Here is a 15918-nt window from a genome sequence, read left to right on the forward strand (position 1 = left end):
TAAATAAAAATATAAAAATTATGGAATTAGAAAAAGCTTGCTGTAAAAAAATTATTAAAAAAATATTGAAAAAATATAATGAAAATTACATTGAAAATATTTTACCTATTTTACAAGAAATAAAAGATCATTTCGGTTATATTTCAATGGATTTTATAAAAATAATTTCAGAAAATACATCAATACCTGAAACTGAAATAATAGGTGTAGCTTCATTTTATAGCAGTTTTAAATTCAATAAATCTGGCAAATATAACATTAAAATATGTCATGGCACAGCTTGTCATGTCAATGGAGCAGAACAGATTAAAGATGCTATTATTGAAATTTTAAAAATAAATACAGGTGAAACTACTAATGATGGTTTATTTTCAATTGAAGAAGTTGCTTGTCTTGGTTGCTGCTCACTTGCACCAGTTATTATGATAAATGAAAAGGTTTTTGGAAAACTTGAACCACAAAAAATAAAAAAAATAATTGATGAACTTAAAAATAAATAAATTATTATTTTTATCAAAAAATTATTAATTAAACATTAAAAATTAAATATAAATTAAAAATAAAATATTTAAATTTTATAATTTAATTAAAAAAAATAAAAAAACTTTTTAAATTTTAAAAACTAATAAATTAGGTTTGAAATATTAATTAAATTAAATATTTAATACACAAAATTTTATAAAATATTAATATGGAAAATTTTGAAAAAAATTTAACTGATCAATTATTATATTTTAGTCCAGAAAAACTAGACTCTATAAATATTGTAATGGCCTCATGTAGTATATCTGCTGGTGCAAACGAAGTTTATTCATTTTTTTATGAAAAATTGAAAAAAATAAATAAAGTAAATATTCTTAAAAAATCGGGATGTAATGGTTTTTGTCATAAGGAACCAATTTTAGAAATATTCTTATTAGAAAATGAGCTTGATAAAGAAAAAAAATATAAATTATCTTTTACAAATGTCGATTTAAACCTTTCATCATTAATTTTTGATTATTTATTTATTAAAAAAAAGTTTGAGAAAGAAGATATTATTAAAATTCAAAGTAGAATTGACTTTTTACCAATAGAAAACCAATTTAGAATAGTTTTGAGAAATTCAGGAAATATTGATCCTGAAAATATTGAAGATTATATAAACAAAATGGGTTATGAAGCATTAAAAAAAGTATTAAAAACAATGTCTCCAGAGGAAGTTATTCTTGAAATAAAAAAATCAGGATTAAGAGGAAGAGGAGGTGCTGGTTTCCCAACTGGTTTAAAATGGGAAATAACATATAAAAATAAGAATAAAACAAAATATATAATATGTAATGGTGATGAAGGTGATCCTGGAGCATTTATGGACAGAGCAGTTCTTGAAGGAGATCCTCATTCTGTGCTTGAAGGATTAATTATTGGAGGTTATGCCACAGAAGCCAAAAAGGGTATTTTCTATATTAGAGAAGAATACCCTCTTGCATTAAAAAGAGTAAGCATTGCTATAGAGCAAGCATATAAAAAAGGTTTTTTAGGAAATAATATTTTAGGAAGTAACTTTTCTTTTGATGTTGAAATAAAGAGAGGAGCAGGCGCTTTTGTGTGCGGAGAAGAAACTGCTTTAATACACTCAATAGAAGGTAAAAGAGGAATTCCAAGAAAAAAGCCACCATTCCCTTCTGAAAGAGGAGTTTATAATAAACCAACAACTATTAACAATGTAGAAACTTTTGCAAATATTCCATGGATAATATTAAATGGTTCATCTAAATTTAATTCTATAGGAACAGAACATTCCAAAGGAACAAAAGTCTTTTCTTTAGCAGGTAAAATTAATAATTCAGGTCTTGTAGAAGTACCTATGGGCATAACACTCTATGATTTAATTTTTAAAGTTGGGGGTGGTTTACCAAATAATAAAAAATTTAAAGCTATTCAAATAGGAGGACCTTCTGGTGGATGTTTATCTGAAGAACATTTAAACATTAAAATTGACTATGAAGAACTTATAAAAACTGGTGCAATAATGGGATCTGGAGGAATTATTGTTTTAGATGAAGAATCTTGTATAGTTGATGTTGCAAAATATTTTCTTAATTTTACTCAAAATGAATCGTGTGGTAAATGTACATTTTGTAGAATTGGCACAAGAAGAATGTTAGAAATCCTTCAAAAAATTACTGATGGAGAAGCAACCCTTGAAGATATTAATAAATTAGAAGATTTAGCATACAAAATTAAAAATTCATCATTGTGTGGATTAGGCCAAAGTGCACCAAATCCAATAGTAACTACTCTGAAATATTTTAGAGATGAATATATAGAACATATTACAGATAAAACGTGTAGAGCAAAGAAATGCAAAAAACTTTTAAAATATGATATAATAGAATCTATTTGTACAGGTTGTGCACTATGTTATAAAATTTGCCCTGTTAAAGCCATAACAGGTGATAAAATTAATAAATACACTATTGATCCAAATAAATGTATAAAATGTGGTTTATGTTATAAAGCATGTAAATTTAATGCAATCAATTTAAGATAAAAAATTAAGAAATAAATTTATTTTTAATATAAATAATATTATCATTTTTATTCTAATATTTTGGAAAATAATATGGAAGAAATTTCACTAAAAGAGAAAAAAGAAAAAAAAATAATAAAAATAAAAATTAACAACAATGATTATGAAGCTTTTGAAAATGAAACAATACTAAATCTATTAATCAGAAATAATATTAATGTACCAAATTTTTGTTATGATAAACACCTTAATCCATTTTCTTCATGTTTTACATGTATTATAAAAGTTAAAAATATGAAAGGATTTCAGCCAGCTTGTTCTACATATGCTGTAGAAGGGATGGAAATAATTACTAATTCTGATGAAATTTTTAATACAAGGAAAACAAACCTTGAATTACTATCTTCTAATCATTTTGCTGATTGCTTCGGTCCATGTAAAATTGAATGTCCTGCTAATGTTGATATACAAACATATATTTTACTTGCTAAATTAGGATTATTTAGAGAGGCAATAAAAGTAATTAAAGATTCAATCCCCTTACCAGCAACTATAGGAAGAGTTTGCCCTTCTTTTTGTGAAAAAAATTGTAGAAGAAACTATATAGATTCATCAGTAGGAATTAACAATATAAAAAGGATAATAGCAGATAATGATATCTTCTCAGATAATCCATACATCCCAGAAATAAATAAAGAAAGTGGTTTTAAAGTTGCTATAATTGGTTCTGGACCTGCTGGTTTATCAGCTGCATATTATTTAAGACAGCAGGGCCACAAAATTGATATTTTTGAGAAAATGCCCCTCCCTGGAGGAATGTTAAGATATGGAATACCAGAATATAGACTTCCTAAAGAATTATTAGATAGAGAGATTTCACAATTTTATAAAATGGGAATAAACTTCTTTTTTAATACGGAGTTTGGCAAAGATATTACAATTGATACATTAAAAGAAAACGGTTATGATGCTATCTTTATTGGAATAGGTGCACAATCTGGAAATTTTATGGGAATTGAAGGAGAACAACTTGATAATATAAGAATTGCAGTAGATTTCCTTAGAGAAATTGCAACAAACAACTTTAAAAATAATAACAATTATAATTATAAAAATGTAGTAATTATTGGAGGAGGAAATACAGCTTTTGATTCTGCAAGAACTATTTTAAGATTAGGAGCAGAAAATGTTACTATTATTTACAGAAGAACCATAAACGAAATGCCTGCAAATAAAGAAGAAATTGAAGAAGCAATTGAAGAAGGTATAAAAATTTTAGAGTTATCTGCTCCAATTAAATTTATTGGTAATAAAAAAGTCGAAAAAGTTGAATTAATTAAAATGAAATTAGGAGACCCTGACTCATCAGGAAGAAGATCTCCTATCCCAATTGAAAATTCAAATTATATTATCGAATGTGATCTTGTAATTGAAGCTATCTCACAAAAAATAGAAACAAAATATATTAATTTTTTAAGTTTAAATTTAGATGGAACAATAAAAGTAAATTCAGATACTTTTGAAACATCAATTCGTGGAATATTTGCTGGAGGAGATGTAATTAATGGTCCTGATACCGTTGTTAAAGCTTTAGCTGATGGTAAAAAAGCTGCAATAAATATAAATAAGTATCTATATGGATTAAATAAGAACAATAATAATGAAAACTATAATTTCGTTAATACAACTTTAACACCTAATCAAAATTTATTAAACTTTTATATTTCCAAGGATGTTTTTTTCAAAAGTGAAAAAGAAAAAAATGAATATTTTAAAAATTATTATAAAAATTTTCCAACTATTGAAAAAACTAAACCTCAAAAAATAAAAGCTGAAGAAAGAAAATTAAACTTTATTGAATTTAATAAAGGAATTAATTTAAATGATTTAAATATTGAAATTGAAAGATGTTTACAATGTGGTTGTAATGATATTAATGAATGTAAACTAAAAAAATATGGGGAAGAATATAATGTAAATATTAAAAATTACCTTGGGAAATATAAAAATGAGAATATTGACTCATCATCATATTTCTTATTATTTGACAAAAATAAATGTATAAATTGTGGTAAATGTATAGAAGTGTGTTCAAATATCTTAGGACAAAATATTTTAGGATTTTTCAGAAGAGGTTTTGAGACAAAAGTACAAACTGCATTTGATATCCCTTTTTCTGAAACTCAATGTATAAAATGTGGCAATTGTATTAATCTTTGTCCTGTTGGCGCTTTAACAGATAAACTAAATAATACTTCAGTAGGAACATTTTATAGAGAATATGAGAAAAATGTTGAATGCTATTATTGCTCTAAAAAATGTAATTTAAGAATAAAATATATCCAAGATGAAATGATAAGAATAAAATCTGATGATATCATTTGTAAAACAGGTAAAACTGACATAATTTTACTTAATAAGTTTTATAAATTATTAAAGATTAACTTTAACAAAAAATATAAAATTAAAAATATTAATGCTACTCTATTAAATTTTGATGATTTTATATCTTCAATAGAAGACAAAAAAGATATAGAAAAAACAATTTTCCTTTTTACAAAATATATTTCATTAAGCAAAATAGAAAAGCTATTCCCCAAAATTAGGATTTCTTTTGAAAATAATAATTTATTATTTATACCATTTTTTGACCAAGATAATAAATTAAATTACCTTAGAAAGCATAAAATAAAAAATAATTTTATTGATTTGCAAATTTATAAAAATAAAAAAATAACTTTATTTTCAAAAATAAAAAATTATGGAGTTTCTACAGCATTGTTTTTATCTGCACCATATGAAAATATTTTCTACTTAGATAAAAAAAATAGTTACAAAAAATTTTTTAGATATACATTAATAGAACATATTGATAAATTATTTAATATTAAGATAAAAGATGATCTAATTTCAATTTTTAATATTGATGATTATAAAATAAGTGAATTAAAAAAAATATTAAAGTACTTTAAACTATTTAATGAAATAAATATTATTTCTTCCTTTCCCGACTATAAATCCAAATATGAAATTTCAAAGAAATCAATAAACAATTTAATAACAAACAACAGCAATAAAATTAAAAATATTTTTTACTTTATAGATATTCTCGATATTATTGAAATAAACAAAATAAATTTAAACAACATTAATTTATTAAATAATAAAAATATAGTAATTTCACAAAAAACATTAGAAAATTTAATTTACCAAAATATTACAAAGAATAATTTCATAAAAAACTTAGAAAATATAGATATCATCTTGCTTCCCTTTTTTATATAATTTATTTTTATCAAATTTATTATATAACAATTTTAAAACAAAAAAACATTGGAATAACTAAAAATAAAATAATATAATTTTTTATATTTTTATTAATATCAGTGAATATTTTGTAAATATAAAGATCCACCGATAAATTCTCTAAGAATTGAAGTATTTGGAACAAGATCTGGTGGTATAGGAATAAAATGAATTAAATAATCAAGTAACATTTGAGCCATAGGATAATAATCATCATCCTGATCAATAGATTTTAGAAGTGGTTCTGCAAAAGTTTTTAGTACAGATAATTCATAGGATAAACTTGAGTTAAAATAAACATTTGCATTATTTTGATATGGGAAAATATAATTATCTTCCCCCTTTCTAACAGAATTCCATCTTTTTAGAGTCTCAATAGCAGAAATCCCTCTATATCTAAAATCTCTAACAAGTCTTCTATAAAGCCTACTAATTGTTGTAGGAATTCTTATAGAATTTGTTAAATTTAGTTGAGTCAAAGGGGAAATATATATTCTAAATTGATATTTTGGATCTATATTATATGTTAATTTTGGATTAAGTCCATGTATTCCCTCAACTATTACAACAACATCTTTTTCTGGCTTATAATATAAACCTTCAGAAGCTCTTTTACCTTTTTTAAAATCATATATTGGTAAGACAGTTTCTTTTCCTTCAAATATACTATTTAAATTATCATTAAAAACTTCTATATCCAAAGCCTCAATAACTTCATAATTATAATCACCTGTTTCATCTCTAGGGGTTTTTTCCCTATCAACAAAATAATTGTCAAGAGATATTTGATAAGAATTTATACCCATCGATTTTAAATATGTCATTAATTTAATTGAAAAAGTAGTTTTTCCAGAAGATGAAGGTCCTGCTATTAATATAAGTCTTTTTTCTCTATCTTCTAAAATTTTTTTTACAATATCAGATATTTTATTCTCTTGCAAAGCTTCTGAAATTAATATAATATCAAGTAATCTATTGTCAGAAATCTGTTTATTTAAATTACCTACATTATCAAACTTTAATATTTTCCCCCAATCTTCTTGATCTTTATATACAAAAAATAATTTTTTTTGATCTTCAAACTTAACAAATTCTGGGAAATTTTTTTGTTTTGGATATCTTAAAATAATTCCATCCTTATATTTAGATATTTTATAATATTTAAGCAATCCAGTATTAATAACAATTGGAGTAATTATAAAATCACTAAAATCTTTCAATTTTGCTAAAAGAATTGATGTAGAAGATGAGTATTTCAATAAATTATATTTATCATATTCATTTTGAAAAATTTTTTTTGCTTCTTCTTTATCAAAAGAAACTATCTCTATTTTTAATTTTTCACTTACAATACTATCGAACATAAAATTAATTCTTTCTATATCGTTTTCATTTATCTCTTCTCCATCTTCTTTATAAAAATATAAACCATCTGAAAGAGAATGTGATATTATTAAATTATTTTTTTTAAATATACTTTTCCATACATAAAATAATAAAAAAGTAAGTGAATTTACATATATCCTAAAACCAAAATCCTCATTAGGATAAATAAACTTAATTTCCCCTGATGTTTTTAAATGATAATCAAGAGAAACAACTCTATTATTTAAAATAGCTCCCATTATATTATCATTCAATATATCTAATCCAAATTCATCCACAATATCTACTATTTTTGAACCGTACGGTACAATTAATGTTTTACCATTGTAGGTGATATTTAAATTATTAATCATATTTTCCTCTCAATTTTTTAAATAAAAAAATATTATAAATAAAAATTCAAAAATATTTAAACAATAGCTATTAATTAATGTACTATTAAAATATATTGAATATTAATAAAATAATGATTTAAAAGATTAAAACCCAGGATACCGATATATGGGAATAAGGGTTAGAACCCTTTTTTTAAAGTGGGTATCCGCAATCCAGTTATCAGGAAACAAGGGGATTCCCCAAGTCTCTCTTAAACTGGATAATGTAGGATTCCCCTACTATGTATGTGTAGATTCCTTTTTTTTATCCCCAACTCGTATATCCCAGGCTAATTAAATTTTAATATATAAATTTTAAAAATCAATATTGAATCAAATTTAATCTAATAATGAATAACTATTAAATTAAAATTATTAATAAAAATAAATTTAAATAACAAAAAACTAAATATAAAAAAAATCTTTAAATAAATTTCATTTGACTAAATTTATAAACTAAATATTATGTAAGTGTAATTAAAAAATAAATAAAAAGATATAAAATAAGAAATAAAAAATGAAAATAAAAGAAGTAATACATATTACTCAAGCAACTATATACAATTGTCCTAATTTTGAGTTTGAAGTTCATTATGGGTTTTGTTCTGATTTAATGAGTGATGTATTATTAAATATGAATGAGTATGGAGATATGGCTCTTCTAATTTCAGGGCTTGTTAATACCCAGTTAATTAGAACTGCTGAAGTACTTGATTTAAAAGCTATTTTGCTTGTAAGAGGTAAAAAACCTTCAATTGAGCTTATTAACCTTGCTAAGGAAAATGATATTATTTTACTTGGAACCAACATGTCTGCCTATAAAGCATGTGGTGAACTATATAAAAATAATTTAAGTGCTCTATTCTAAATTTTATGTTAAAAGTAAAACTATTTTGTGGAATTTTAATAAATAATTTAATCTTAAAAGATAAACTAATTAAAATATTACAGAAAAAATTTGGAAAGATTGATTATATAAGTGAACCTTACATTTTTAACTATACAGATTATTATAATAATGAAATGGGGAATCAAATTTATAGGTTTTATGTATCTTTTGAAAAACTTATATACGGTTTTTCTCTTGGTAAAATTAAACTTATTACAAATAAAATAGAAAAAAAATTTTCAAAAAACAAAAAAAGAAATGTCAATATAGATCCTGGATTTATTTCTCTCGCAAACTTATGCTTAGCAACAACTAAAAATTTTTCACATAGAATACCATTAAATCAAAAAATTTATGCAGAAGTAACTTTAATTTATAGAAACAAAAAGTTCAACATTTTACCATGGACATATCCTGACTATAAAGATGAAAAAAATTTTATTCATTTTGAAAATATAAGAAATATATTAAAAAACCAATTAAAATTAAAAAACTAAAACTTTTTAAGGAGGAAAATATGTCATTAAAGAACAATATAATTCTTACTATTATTATTATTTTGTTTATTTTTATATTTATTATGTTTGTTGCTAATCCTTTCGTTATTATTAAATATGGAGAAGCTGTAGTTGTTGAAAACAGAATTATTGGGACTATTAGAAAAATTACAAAACCAGGTTTTCATTTTCTTGTTCCTTTTATGGAAGTCTATCAAAAATATAATTTAAAAGTACAATCTTACACCATGGTAGCAATAAAGGATGAAGTTGATAAGTCAAAGGATGATGCTTTAGAAGTTCTAACCTCAGATGGACAACCAGCTTGGTTAGATATTTCTGTTTTATATAGATATGACCCAGAGAAATTAATAGATTTTCATAAAAGTTTTAATGAAAAAACTTTTGTAGAAAATATTCTAAGACCAATTTTAAGAAGCTCAATAAGAAACATTATCTCTAAATATTCATCAATAGAACTATATTCATCAAATCCTGAAGATATTGCAAAGACACTCGGTAAACCTTTGAATGAATTAACGAAACAATACATAGGAAGAATTGGGATCCAAAATGAGATTTTTGAGACATTAAAAAAAGAACTTGCAGATAAATATATTATACTTGATGATTTTAAAATAAGAAATGTTAAATTCTCAGAAATGTACCAAAAAGCTATTGAAGAAAAACAAATAGCTCAACAACAGGTTGAAAAAGCAGAAAGAGAAAAACAGAGAATTATTATCGAATCTGAAGCATATAGAGAATCAGTACTCATTAAAGCTAAAGCAGATTCAGAAGCAATTGCACTTATAGGTGAAATGCTAAGAAGATATCCTAATTACATAACTTATTCATATGTCCAAAAAATTGCTGATGATATAAAAATTATTATTACTAACGAAAAAGCAATATTAAATTTAAGTCAATTTTTAACAGAATAGGTACTTAAAGTATTAGTTTTCATTATCAGTTTTTTTTATAGATCCCTTTATAAAATTTAGTAAGTCTTTTTTAGATTTTTCTAATTCTTTATCTATTTTTTTTATTAAATTTTTTTCTTCATATAAACCAAAATTCGAATTTGACCAATTTTTTAATATATTTAGTTCACTATAAGAAAAATAAATTTCAGATTCTCCTTTATTGTTTTTTATTTTATCTAACTTCTGGAAAATAGAATTTTCTTCACCTATATAAAAAATATTATCCCCAAACCTGTTTTTAGTATTTTCATCATACCATCTTAAAATTATTTTTACTTCTATATTATTTAAAATCATAATCAATACACTTTTAAATAATTAATAAAACTTAATATAAAAATTTATTAAACAAAATATTTATTTAAGCTTTATTATTAAAACATTTAATTGGTAAAACTTAGAAAACATTTTTGTTATAATTATTTTAAATACAATATAAATGTTGTTCCTATATTTTTTTTATAATTTATTTCAATTACTATATTATAAACTTTACAAATTTTTTTTACTATTTCAAGACCATATCCGTGTATTTTGTCAAAATCCTTTTCATCCCTCTCTATTCTTTTAATATTATTAAGAAAAATATTTTTTAATTTTTCTTCATCAAAACTGTTTCCATTATCATTAACTATTATAACATATTTAATTTTATCTTCTTCATAATTTATTCCATTGCTATAAATAAATTTATTTAATTGACTCAATTCTAAATTTTGTTTTATTTGATTAAATTTATCTTTATTTTGGTACTCCAATAGAAAAATTTTAACAATTTTTTCCAGTTTATTATTATGAATAATAGAATTCTTTAATAAATTTTCAATAAGGGATCTTAAATGGTTTTTTGAAATTTTATAATACAAATCTTTCCCTAAATCATATTCAATAAAAATACTATTATTTTCAAAATATTTCTGCACTTTTTTTATACATATTTCAATTTCAGATGTTATATTAATATTTTCTACAATTTCGTTTGAATAAGATATATTCCTTGAATATTTATTTATTTCATTAATTAACTCTGTTATTCTCTCTATTTCAGAATCTATCTCATTTAAAGTTTTAATATCAAGCTTAATAACTCCATCATATATTCCATAAATATAAGATTTTATTATATTTATGGGAGTAGTAATATCATGAGTTATACTTTTAATCATACTTTTTAAATATTCTTCTTCATTTTTTAATTTGCAAGCTAATTTGTTGAATTCTTCTATTAAAAGCCCAAGTTCATCGTTTCTCTTTTCATTTAAATTAACATCATAATCTCCTCCTGCTAATTTAATTGTCTGCTTTGCAATTTTTCTTATAGAGTTTGAAAAATTTTTAGTAATTAAGTAAATTAGAGGAACAGATAAAATAACTAAAATAATATAAATATATACAAAATATGTTTTTAATCTAGATAAAAATTTTTTACCATCTTCATTATAAATAATATAGTTTATAATATAAAATCTATTATTAAACCTTAAAGTAAAGTTTTCTAAAATAAATCCTTTTTTTAATTTTGGTGGAGTAGGTTGTTTTAAAGGGTTAAAATATTCCGAAAAAAACCTATCTTTTATAGCTTTTCTAGCTCTTTTAATAAAATCATTTTCATTTCTAAAATCATTTTTTCTCATTTCATCAATAAACTCTGGAGGCCAAGGAAAAGGTAGTTTAATTGTATCCGACTTAGCATAAAAATATAATAATCTTCTATTAAGGAAAATATTTAAGCTTACTACAAAGTAAGATTCATTTATTATTTTATTAATTTTTAGAACTTTCTCTTTAATTAAATCATTATCTTTAGTAATAGAAAGCATAAAATCATTTTTTAAGAAATAAGCTTTAATCTGATTATCAATTTCAACAATTACAGATTCAATACTTTGGATAAACTTTTGCTTTTGTTCATTTATATTATTTAAAAGAAAAAGACCAAATTCTTTCTCTATTAAAAAAATAAATAAATTATATGATAAAATTATAAATACCAATAAGAATAAATTAATAGCAAAAAACAATTTAAAAAATATCGGAATTTTTATATTTTTCATTTATTCTTCTACTTTATATCCAAGACCAAACACTGTTTTAATATAATCTCTCTTAATTTTTTTTCTAATATTTTTTATGTGAGCATCAACTGTTCTTTCTGATATATATGAACCATCATTAAAAATAGAATTTATTATCTGATCTCTTGTAAAAACAATCCCCTTATTCTTAATTAATTTATATAATATCTCAAATTCAACTTTGGTTAGCTCAATTTTCTCATTTTCTATAAAAACTAAAAACCTTTTTTTATCAATTTTTAAATCTTTATAAATTATTACATTTTCATCTAATAAATCTTTTCCTACTCTTTTAAGTATATTCTTAACTCTTAAAACTATTTCATAAGGAGATACTGGTTTTACAACATAGTCATCAGACCCCAGGAGCAATCCCTCAATTCTATCCTGTTCCGTTCCTCTTGCAGTAAGCATCAAAACTGGAATATTCATACTGTTTTTTCTTAAATATCTTAATAAATCATCTCCTTCCCCATCTGGAAGTAATCTATCAAGAATAATTATATCAATATTATTTGATTTGTTTGAAATAATTTCTAAAGCTTTTTTTAAATTATTCGACTCTAATACTTGAAATGATTCTTTTTCAAAATAAAGCTTCAGAATATTAAGAAACTTTTCCTCATCCTCAACAATCAATACTTTCATAATTAATAAAAATTAAATAATAATAATATAAAATATTATAATATATAAATAATAAATATTTTTTTATTAAATTAAATTAATTTTCAATCAAATAAATAATCTATAGAATTGAAAAATTTATGAATTTTTTATAAATTTTTTAAATATTTTTATTTTCCAAATATTTAATCAATAACTCTTTAATATCTTCAAAATTAAAAGGTTTAAGCAATAAATAATCAAAACCATACTCTTTATAATTTGATAGAACCGGATTAGAAGAATAACCACTTGAAACAACAAAAAATATCTGAGGATATCTCAGTTTAAGAATATTAATTATTTCTGCTCCACCAAGAGAATCTGGTAAAATTAAATCAAGAATACATATATCTATCTTATTCCTATTTAATATATTAAAAAGTTCAGAATCATTCTTCGATATTAGAATATTAATTTTAAAATATCCAAATAATTTTTTAACTGTATTTAATACAACTTCATCATCATCCATAATAGCAATATTTAAATTTTTGAAGTTTAATTTTTCATAAATATTTTCATTATCATTTCTCTCTTCTGAAATTATCAATTCTTTTGTTGATGGAAACAAAAGATAAAATATTGCACCATTACTTCCTTCTTTATTTTTAAAATAAATGTAGGCATCATGGTTTTTACATATTGTTTTTACAGATGATAAGCCAAGCCCACTTCCAAAATTTTTTGTTGTAAAAAATGGATCAAATATTCTATCAGCAAATTCTTCTTTTATTCCAGGACCTTCATCTTCAACTGAAATTATAATATAGAAATTTTCTTTTATCTTTTCATTATTGAAACTACCTAAATTAGAATAGTTAATATTTATTTTAATTTTGCCTTTATTTTCATTAGCTTGAATTGCATTTATAACAATATTATTTAATGCTTGAAAAAATTGATTTTTATCAGCATAAATAAAATATTTCTTAAGCTTTTCCCCATTTTTATTGATTGATTCATTATTAATTATATTTTCTTTATTTATAAGGCTATTTTCAAAATAAATTTCATAACTAACAGGAGAACCTTTAATTGTAAAATCTATAACAGAGTTTATAACATTTATTGGATCAAAAATTTCTTTAACTGGTTGCCCACTTTTTGCGAAAGCAAGCAATTGAGAAGTTATTGATTTTGCATGGTTTGTAACATTCAATGTATTTTCTATTAATTCTTTAACTTCATCAATAGTTTCCTCTTTTAAATATAACCTTGCAAGACTTAAATTACCACAAATACCAGTAAGAAGATTATTAAAATCATGAGCTATTTTACCTGCAAGTAATCCAACAGATTCAATTTTTTGATATCTTAATATCTCATTTTCAGTTCTTCTTTCTTCTGTTATATCCTTAATAATTGCAAGAACATTTCTTTTAATATAACCTTTATAATTTACTTCTATTGGTATTTTGGTAATATGGAATAATCTTCTTGTTTTTTGAGAATCTATTATTTCACATTCTCTTTCTTTAATTATTTTACTTTTAAAAACATCTTCATCATCATATGCAAACTCATAAAAAATTATAAAATTATCTTTATTTAAATGCTCTAAAATGTTTAAATATTTTTTTGAAAAATTGTAGTTTTCAAAAAATGTTTTATTTAATTTATAAAATTTCTTATCCTTTATATATTGAAAAATTGAATTTATATCTTTATTCTTTATTTCATGATATGTTTTTTTTAATTTATTAAAATCAATATTAAAAAAATTTATAAATTTTTTATTTACTTCCTCTACTATAAAATTTTCGTTTATAAGATATATAATAAATGGAATAGAATCTATAATTTTTCTTAACCTTTGAACATTAGTTTCTTTATATATATTTATTTGCTCTTTAGATTTTATAAAAATTATTATAAAAATAAAAATTATTAAAACAAAAAAAATAAAAATAATTAAAAAACTTTTAAAATTTTCTTTTTCTTTTTCTTCAATAAAAGAATAACCTATCCATTTTTTTTCTAAAGTTTTAAGTATTCCCAATCTTTTTGCCCTTTTTATACCTTTATTTATTATTGATAGAAGAACTTTTTCTTCTCTATTTATTCCAAAACAGTTCGACCCCACATAGAGAGGTTCCCCAATAACCTTTACTCTATCTTTAAAATTTTTATTATAAATATGAGTCCAAACAACCTGTTCATCGCCAATAACTGCATCAACTTTTTCTTCAACTAGAATATCAACTGCTTCATAAAAATCATTTACATAGATAATTTCACAAATAATATTATTTTTTCTTAAAAATTCTTCTGCAAAATCTCCTCTTTGCATCGCTATCTTTTTATAAAAAAGATCATTTAAATTATTAATGTCATACCTATTCTTTGAAACAAAAATATAAGCTGGCACATGAAACACATTTTCCGTAAAATTAAATTTTCTCTCCCTATCTTCAGAATAAAATAAGGAAGTTATTCCATCATAATTATTATTTAAGACAAGTTCTTGAGCTTCTTTAAAATTGGTCGAAAAAAATTCAATTTCAAAGCCATAATAAGTTGAAATCCATGTTAAAAGATCAACCATCATCCCTTTTACATTGTTATTTGAATCTATAAACTCAAAAGGAGCATAATTTTTTTGAGTTACAAATTTTATCTTTTTTTTATTTCTAATATACTCTTTTTCACTCTTATTTAATGATAAACTATAAAACAGTTCTTTATTATATGAATGTAAAAATTCCTTATTAAAATTTTTTCTATTAATATTTAACAAAGTAAATAATAATATTAATATTATAATAAAAAATGGAAAGAAAAGAATTAATAAATATTTTACTCTATTCATACAATACTTATTTAAAATTTAATTAATAGACTTAACCAAATAATTTTAAAATAATTAGGTTAAGTTTTGTTAATTATCGAATAAAATATTAAAAAATATTCGGACAAAAATCTAAATATAAAATGTAAAATTAAATCTAATATTTAATTATATATTTAATCTTAAATTAATTTTTCTAATTTTACAAACAATTTTTCAAACAAATGTTATGTTTTATATTTTAATTTTCCATTTTTAAATTCTTCATACCTTGCAAGAATATATAATAGATCAGAAAGTCTATTTACATAAGATATAATATTTGAGTCTACTTTTTCTTCTTTACTTAGTTTAACAATTAATCTTTCTGCTCTTCTAGCAATAGTTCTACAAATATCAAGCTTTGCAGATCCAACAGTACTACCTGGTATTACAA

General features: G+C 22.2%; 12 protein-coding genes and 1 other RNA gene. 6 read left to right on the plus strand and 7 right to left on the minus strand.

The annotated features are described in order from the left end of the window. Positions 1 to 20 precede the first annotated feature (20 nt). The 3 genes from nuoE (at position 21) to N3A58_04000 (ending at position 5797) form a co-directional block, all read left to right on the plus strand. Positions 21 to 500: an NADH-quinone oxidoreductase subunit NuoE gene (gene nuoE, locus N3A58_03990; GenBank protein MCX8058558.1), complete on the plus strand. Its 480-nt coding sequence runs from the start codon at positions 21 to 23 to the stop codon at positions 498 to 500. Between the two features lie 191 nt (positions 501 to 691). Next, positions 692 to 2533 carry a 4Fe-4S binding protein gene (locus N3A58_03995; protein MCX8058559.1) on the plus strand — a complete coding sequence of 614 codons (1842 nt, stop codon included), beginning with the start codon at positions 692 to 694 and terminating at the stop codon, positions 2531 to 2533. A gap of 72 nt (positions 2534 to 2605) precedes the next feature. Beyond that, positions 2606 to 5797 (plus strand): FAD-dependent oxidoreductase, encoded by a 3192-nt coding sequence (locus N3A58_04000; protein MCX8058560.1) that lies wholly within the window; start codon positions 2606 to 2608, stop codon positions 5795 to 5797. Positions 5798 to 5895: 98 nt separating this feature from the next. Here N3A58_04000 and N3A58_04005 read toward each other — a convergent pair whose 3' ends face one another. Both N3A58_04005 and ssrS read right to left on the minus strand, forming a co-directional pair. Beyond that, entirely contained in the window at positions 5896 to 7557 is a 1662-nt protein-coding gene (locus tag N3A58_04005; protein MCX8058561.1) for a nucleoside kinase, read from the minus strand. 126 nt (positions 7558 to 7683) lie between these two features. Continuing rightward, positions 7684 to 7873, minus strand: a non-coding RNA gene (gene ssrS / locus N3A58_04010) — 6S RNA. A 222-nt stretch (positions 7874 to 8095) separates the two neighbouring features. Here ssrS and N3A58_04015 point away from each other — a divergent pair. From N3A58_04015 to N3A58_04025, 3 genes are read left to right on the plus strand one after another with little or no spacing between them, the layout of a single operon-like run. After that, complete coding sequence (locus N3A58_04015) at positions 8096 to 8446, plus strand: transcriptional regulator (GenBank protein MCX8058562.1); 351 nt, start codon at positions 8096 to 8098, stop codon at positions 8444 to 8446. A gap of 5 nt (positions 8447 to 8451) precedes the next feature. Continuing rightward, positions 8452 to 8964 (plus strand): DUF4416 family protein, encoded by a 513-nt coding sequence (locus N3A58_04020; GenBank protein ID MCX8058563.1) that lies wholly within the window; start codon positions 8452 to 8454, stop codon positions 8962 to 8964. A 20-nt stretch (positions 8965 to 8984) separates the two neighbouring features. Continuing rightward, positions 8985 to 9908 carry a prohibitin family protein gene (locus tag N3A58_04025; GenBank protein MCX8058564.1) on the plus strand — a complete coding sequence of 308 codons (924 nt, stop codon included), beginning with the start codon at positions 8985 to 8987 and terminating at the stop codon, positions 9906 to 9908. A gap of 12 nt (positions 9909 to 9920) precedes the next feature. Here the strand turns inward: N3A58_04025 and N3A58_04030 are convergent, their stop codons facing one another. From N3A58_04030 to N3A58_04050, 5 genes are all read right to left on the minus strand, one after another. Continuing rightward, positions 9921 to 10247 (minus strand): hypothetical protein, encoded by a 327-nt coding sequence (locus tag N3A58_04030; protein MCX8058565.1) that lies wholly within the window; start codon positions 10245 to 10247, stop codon positions 9921 to 9923. Between the two features lie 122 nt (positions 10248 to 10369). Continuing rightward, on the minus strand, positions 10370 to 12004 hold the full coding sequence (locus N3A58_04035; protein MCX8058566.1) for an ATP-binding protein: 1635 nt from the start codon (positions 12002 to 12004) through the stop codon (positions 10370 to 10372). Then, positions 12005 to 12673, minus strand: coding sequence for a response regulator transcription factor (locus N3A58_04040; protein ID MCX8058567.1), 669 nt, complete (start codon positions 12671 to 12673; stop codon positions 12005 to 12007). Positions 12674 to 12812: 139 nt separating this feature from the next. After that, positions 12813 to 15503, minus strand: a complete 2691-nt coding sequence (locus tag N3A58_04045; GenBank protein ID MCX8058568.1) for a transporter substrate-binding domain-containing protein — start codon at positions 15501 to 15503, stop codon at positions 12813 to 12815. A 206-nt stretch (positions 15504 to 15709) separates the two neighbouring features. Continuing rightward, positions 15710 to 15918: ATP:cob(I)alamin adenosyltransferase (locus N3A58_04050; protein ID MCX8058569.1), on the minus strand; the 209-nt coding region annotated here is incomplete at its 5' end.

This window comes from Spirochaetota bacterium (assembly GCA_026415295.1).
Lineage (GTDB): Bacteria > Spirochaetota > JAAYUW01 > JAAYUW01 > JAOAHJ01 > JAOAHJ01.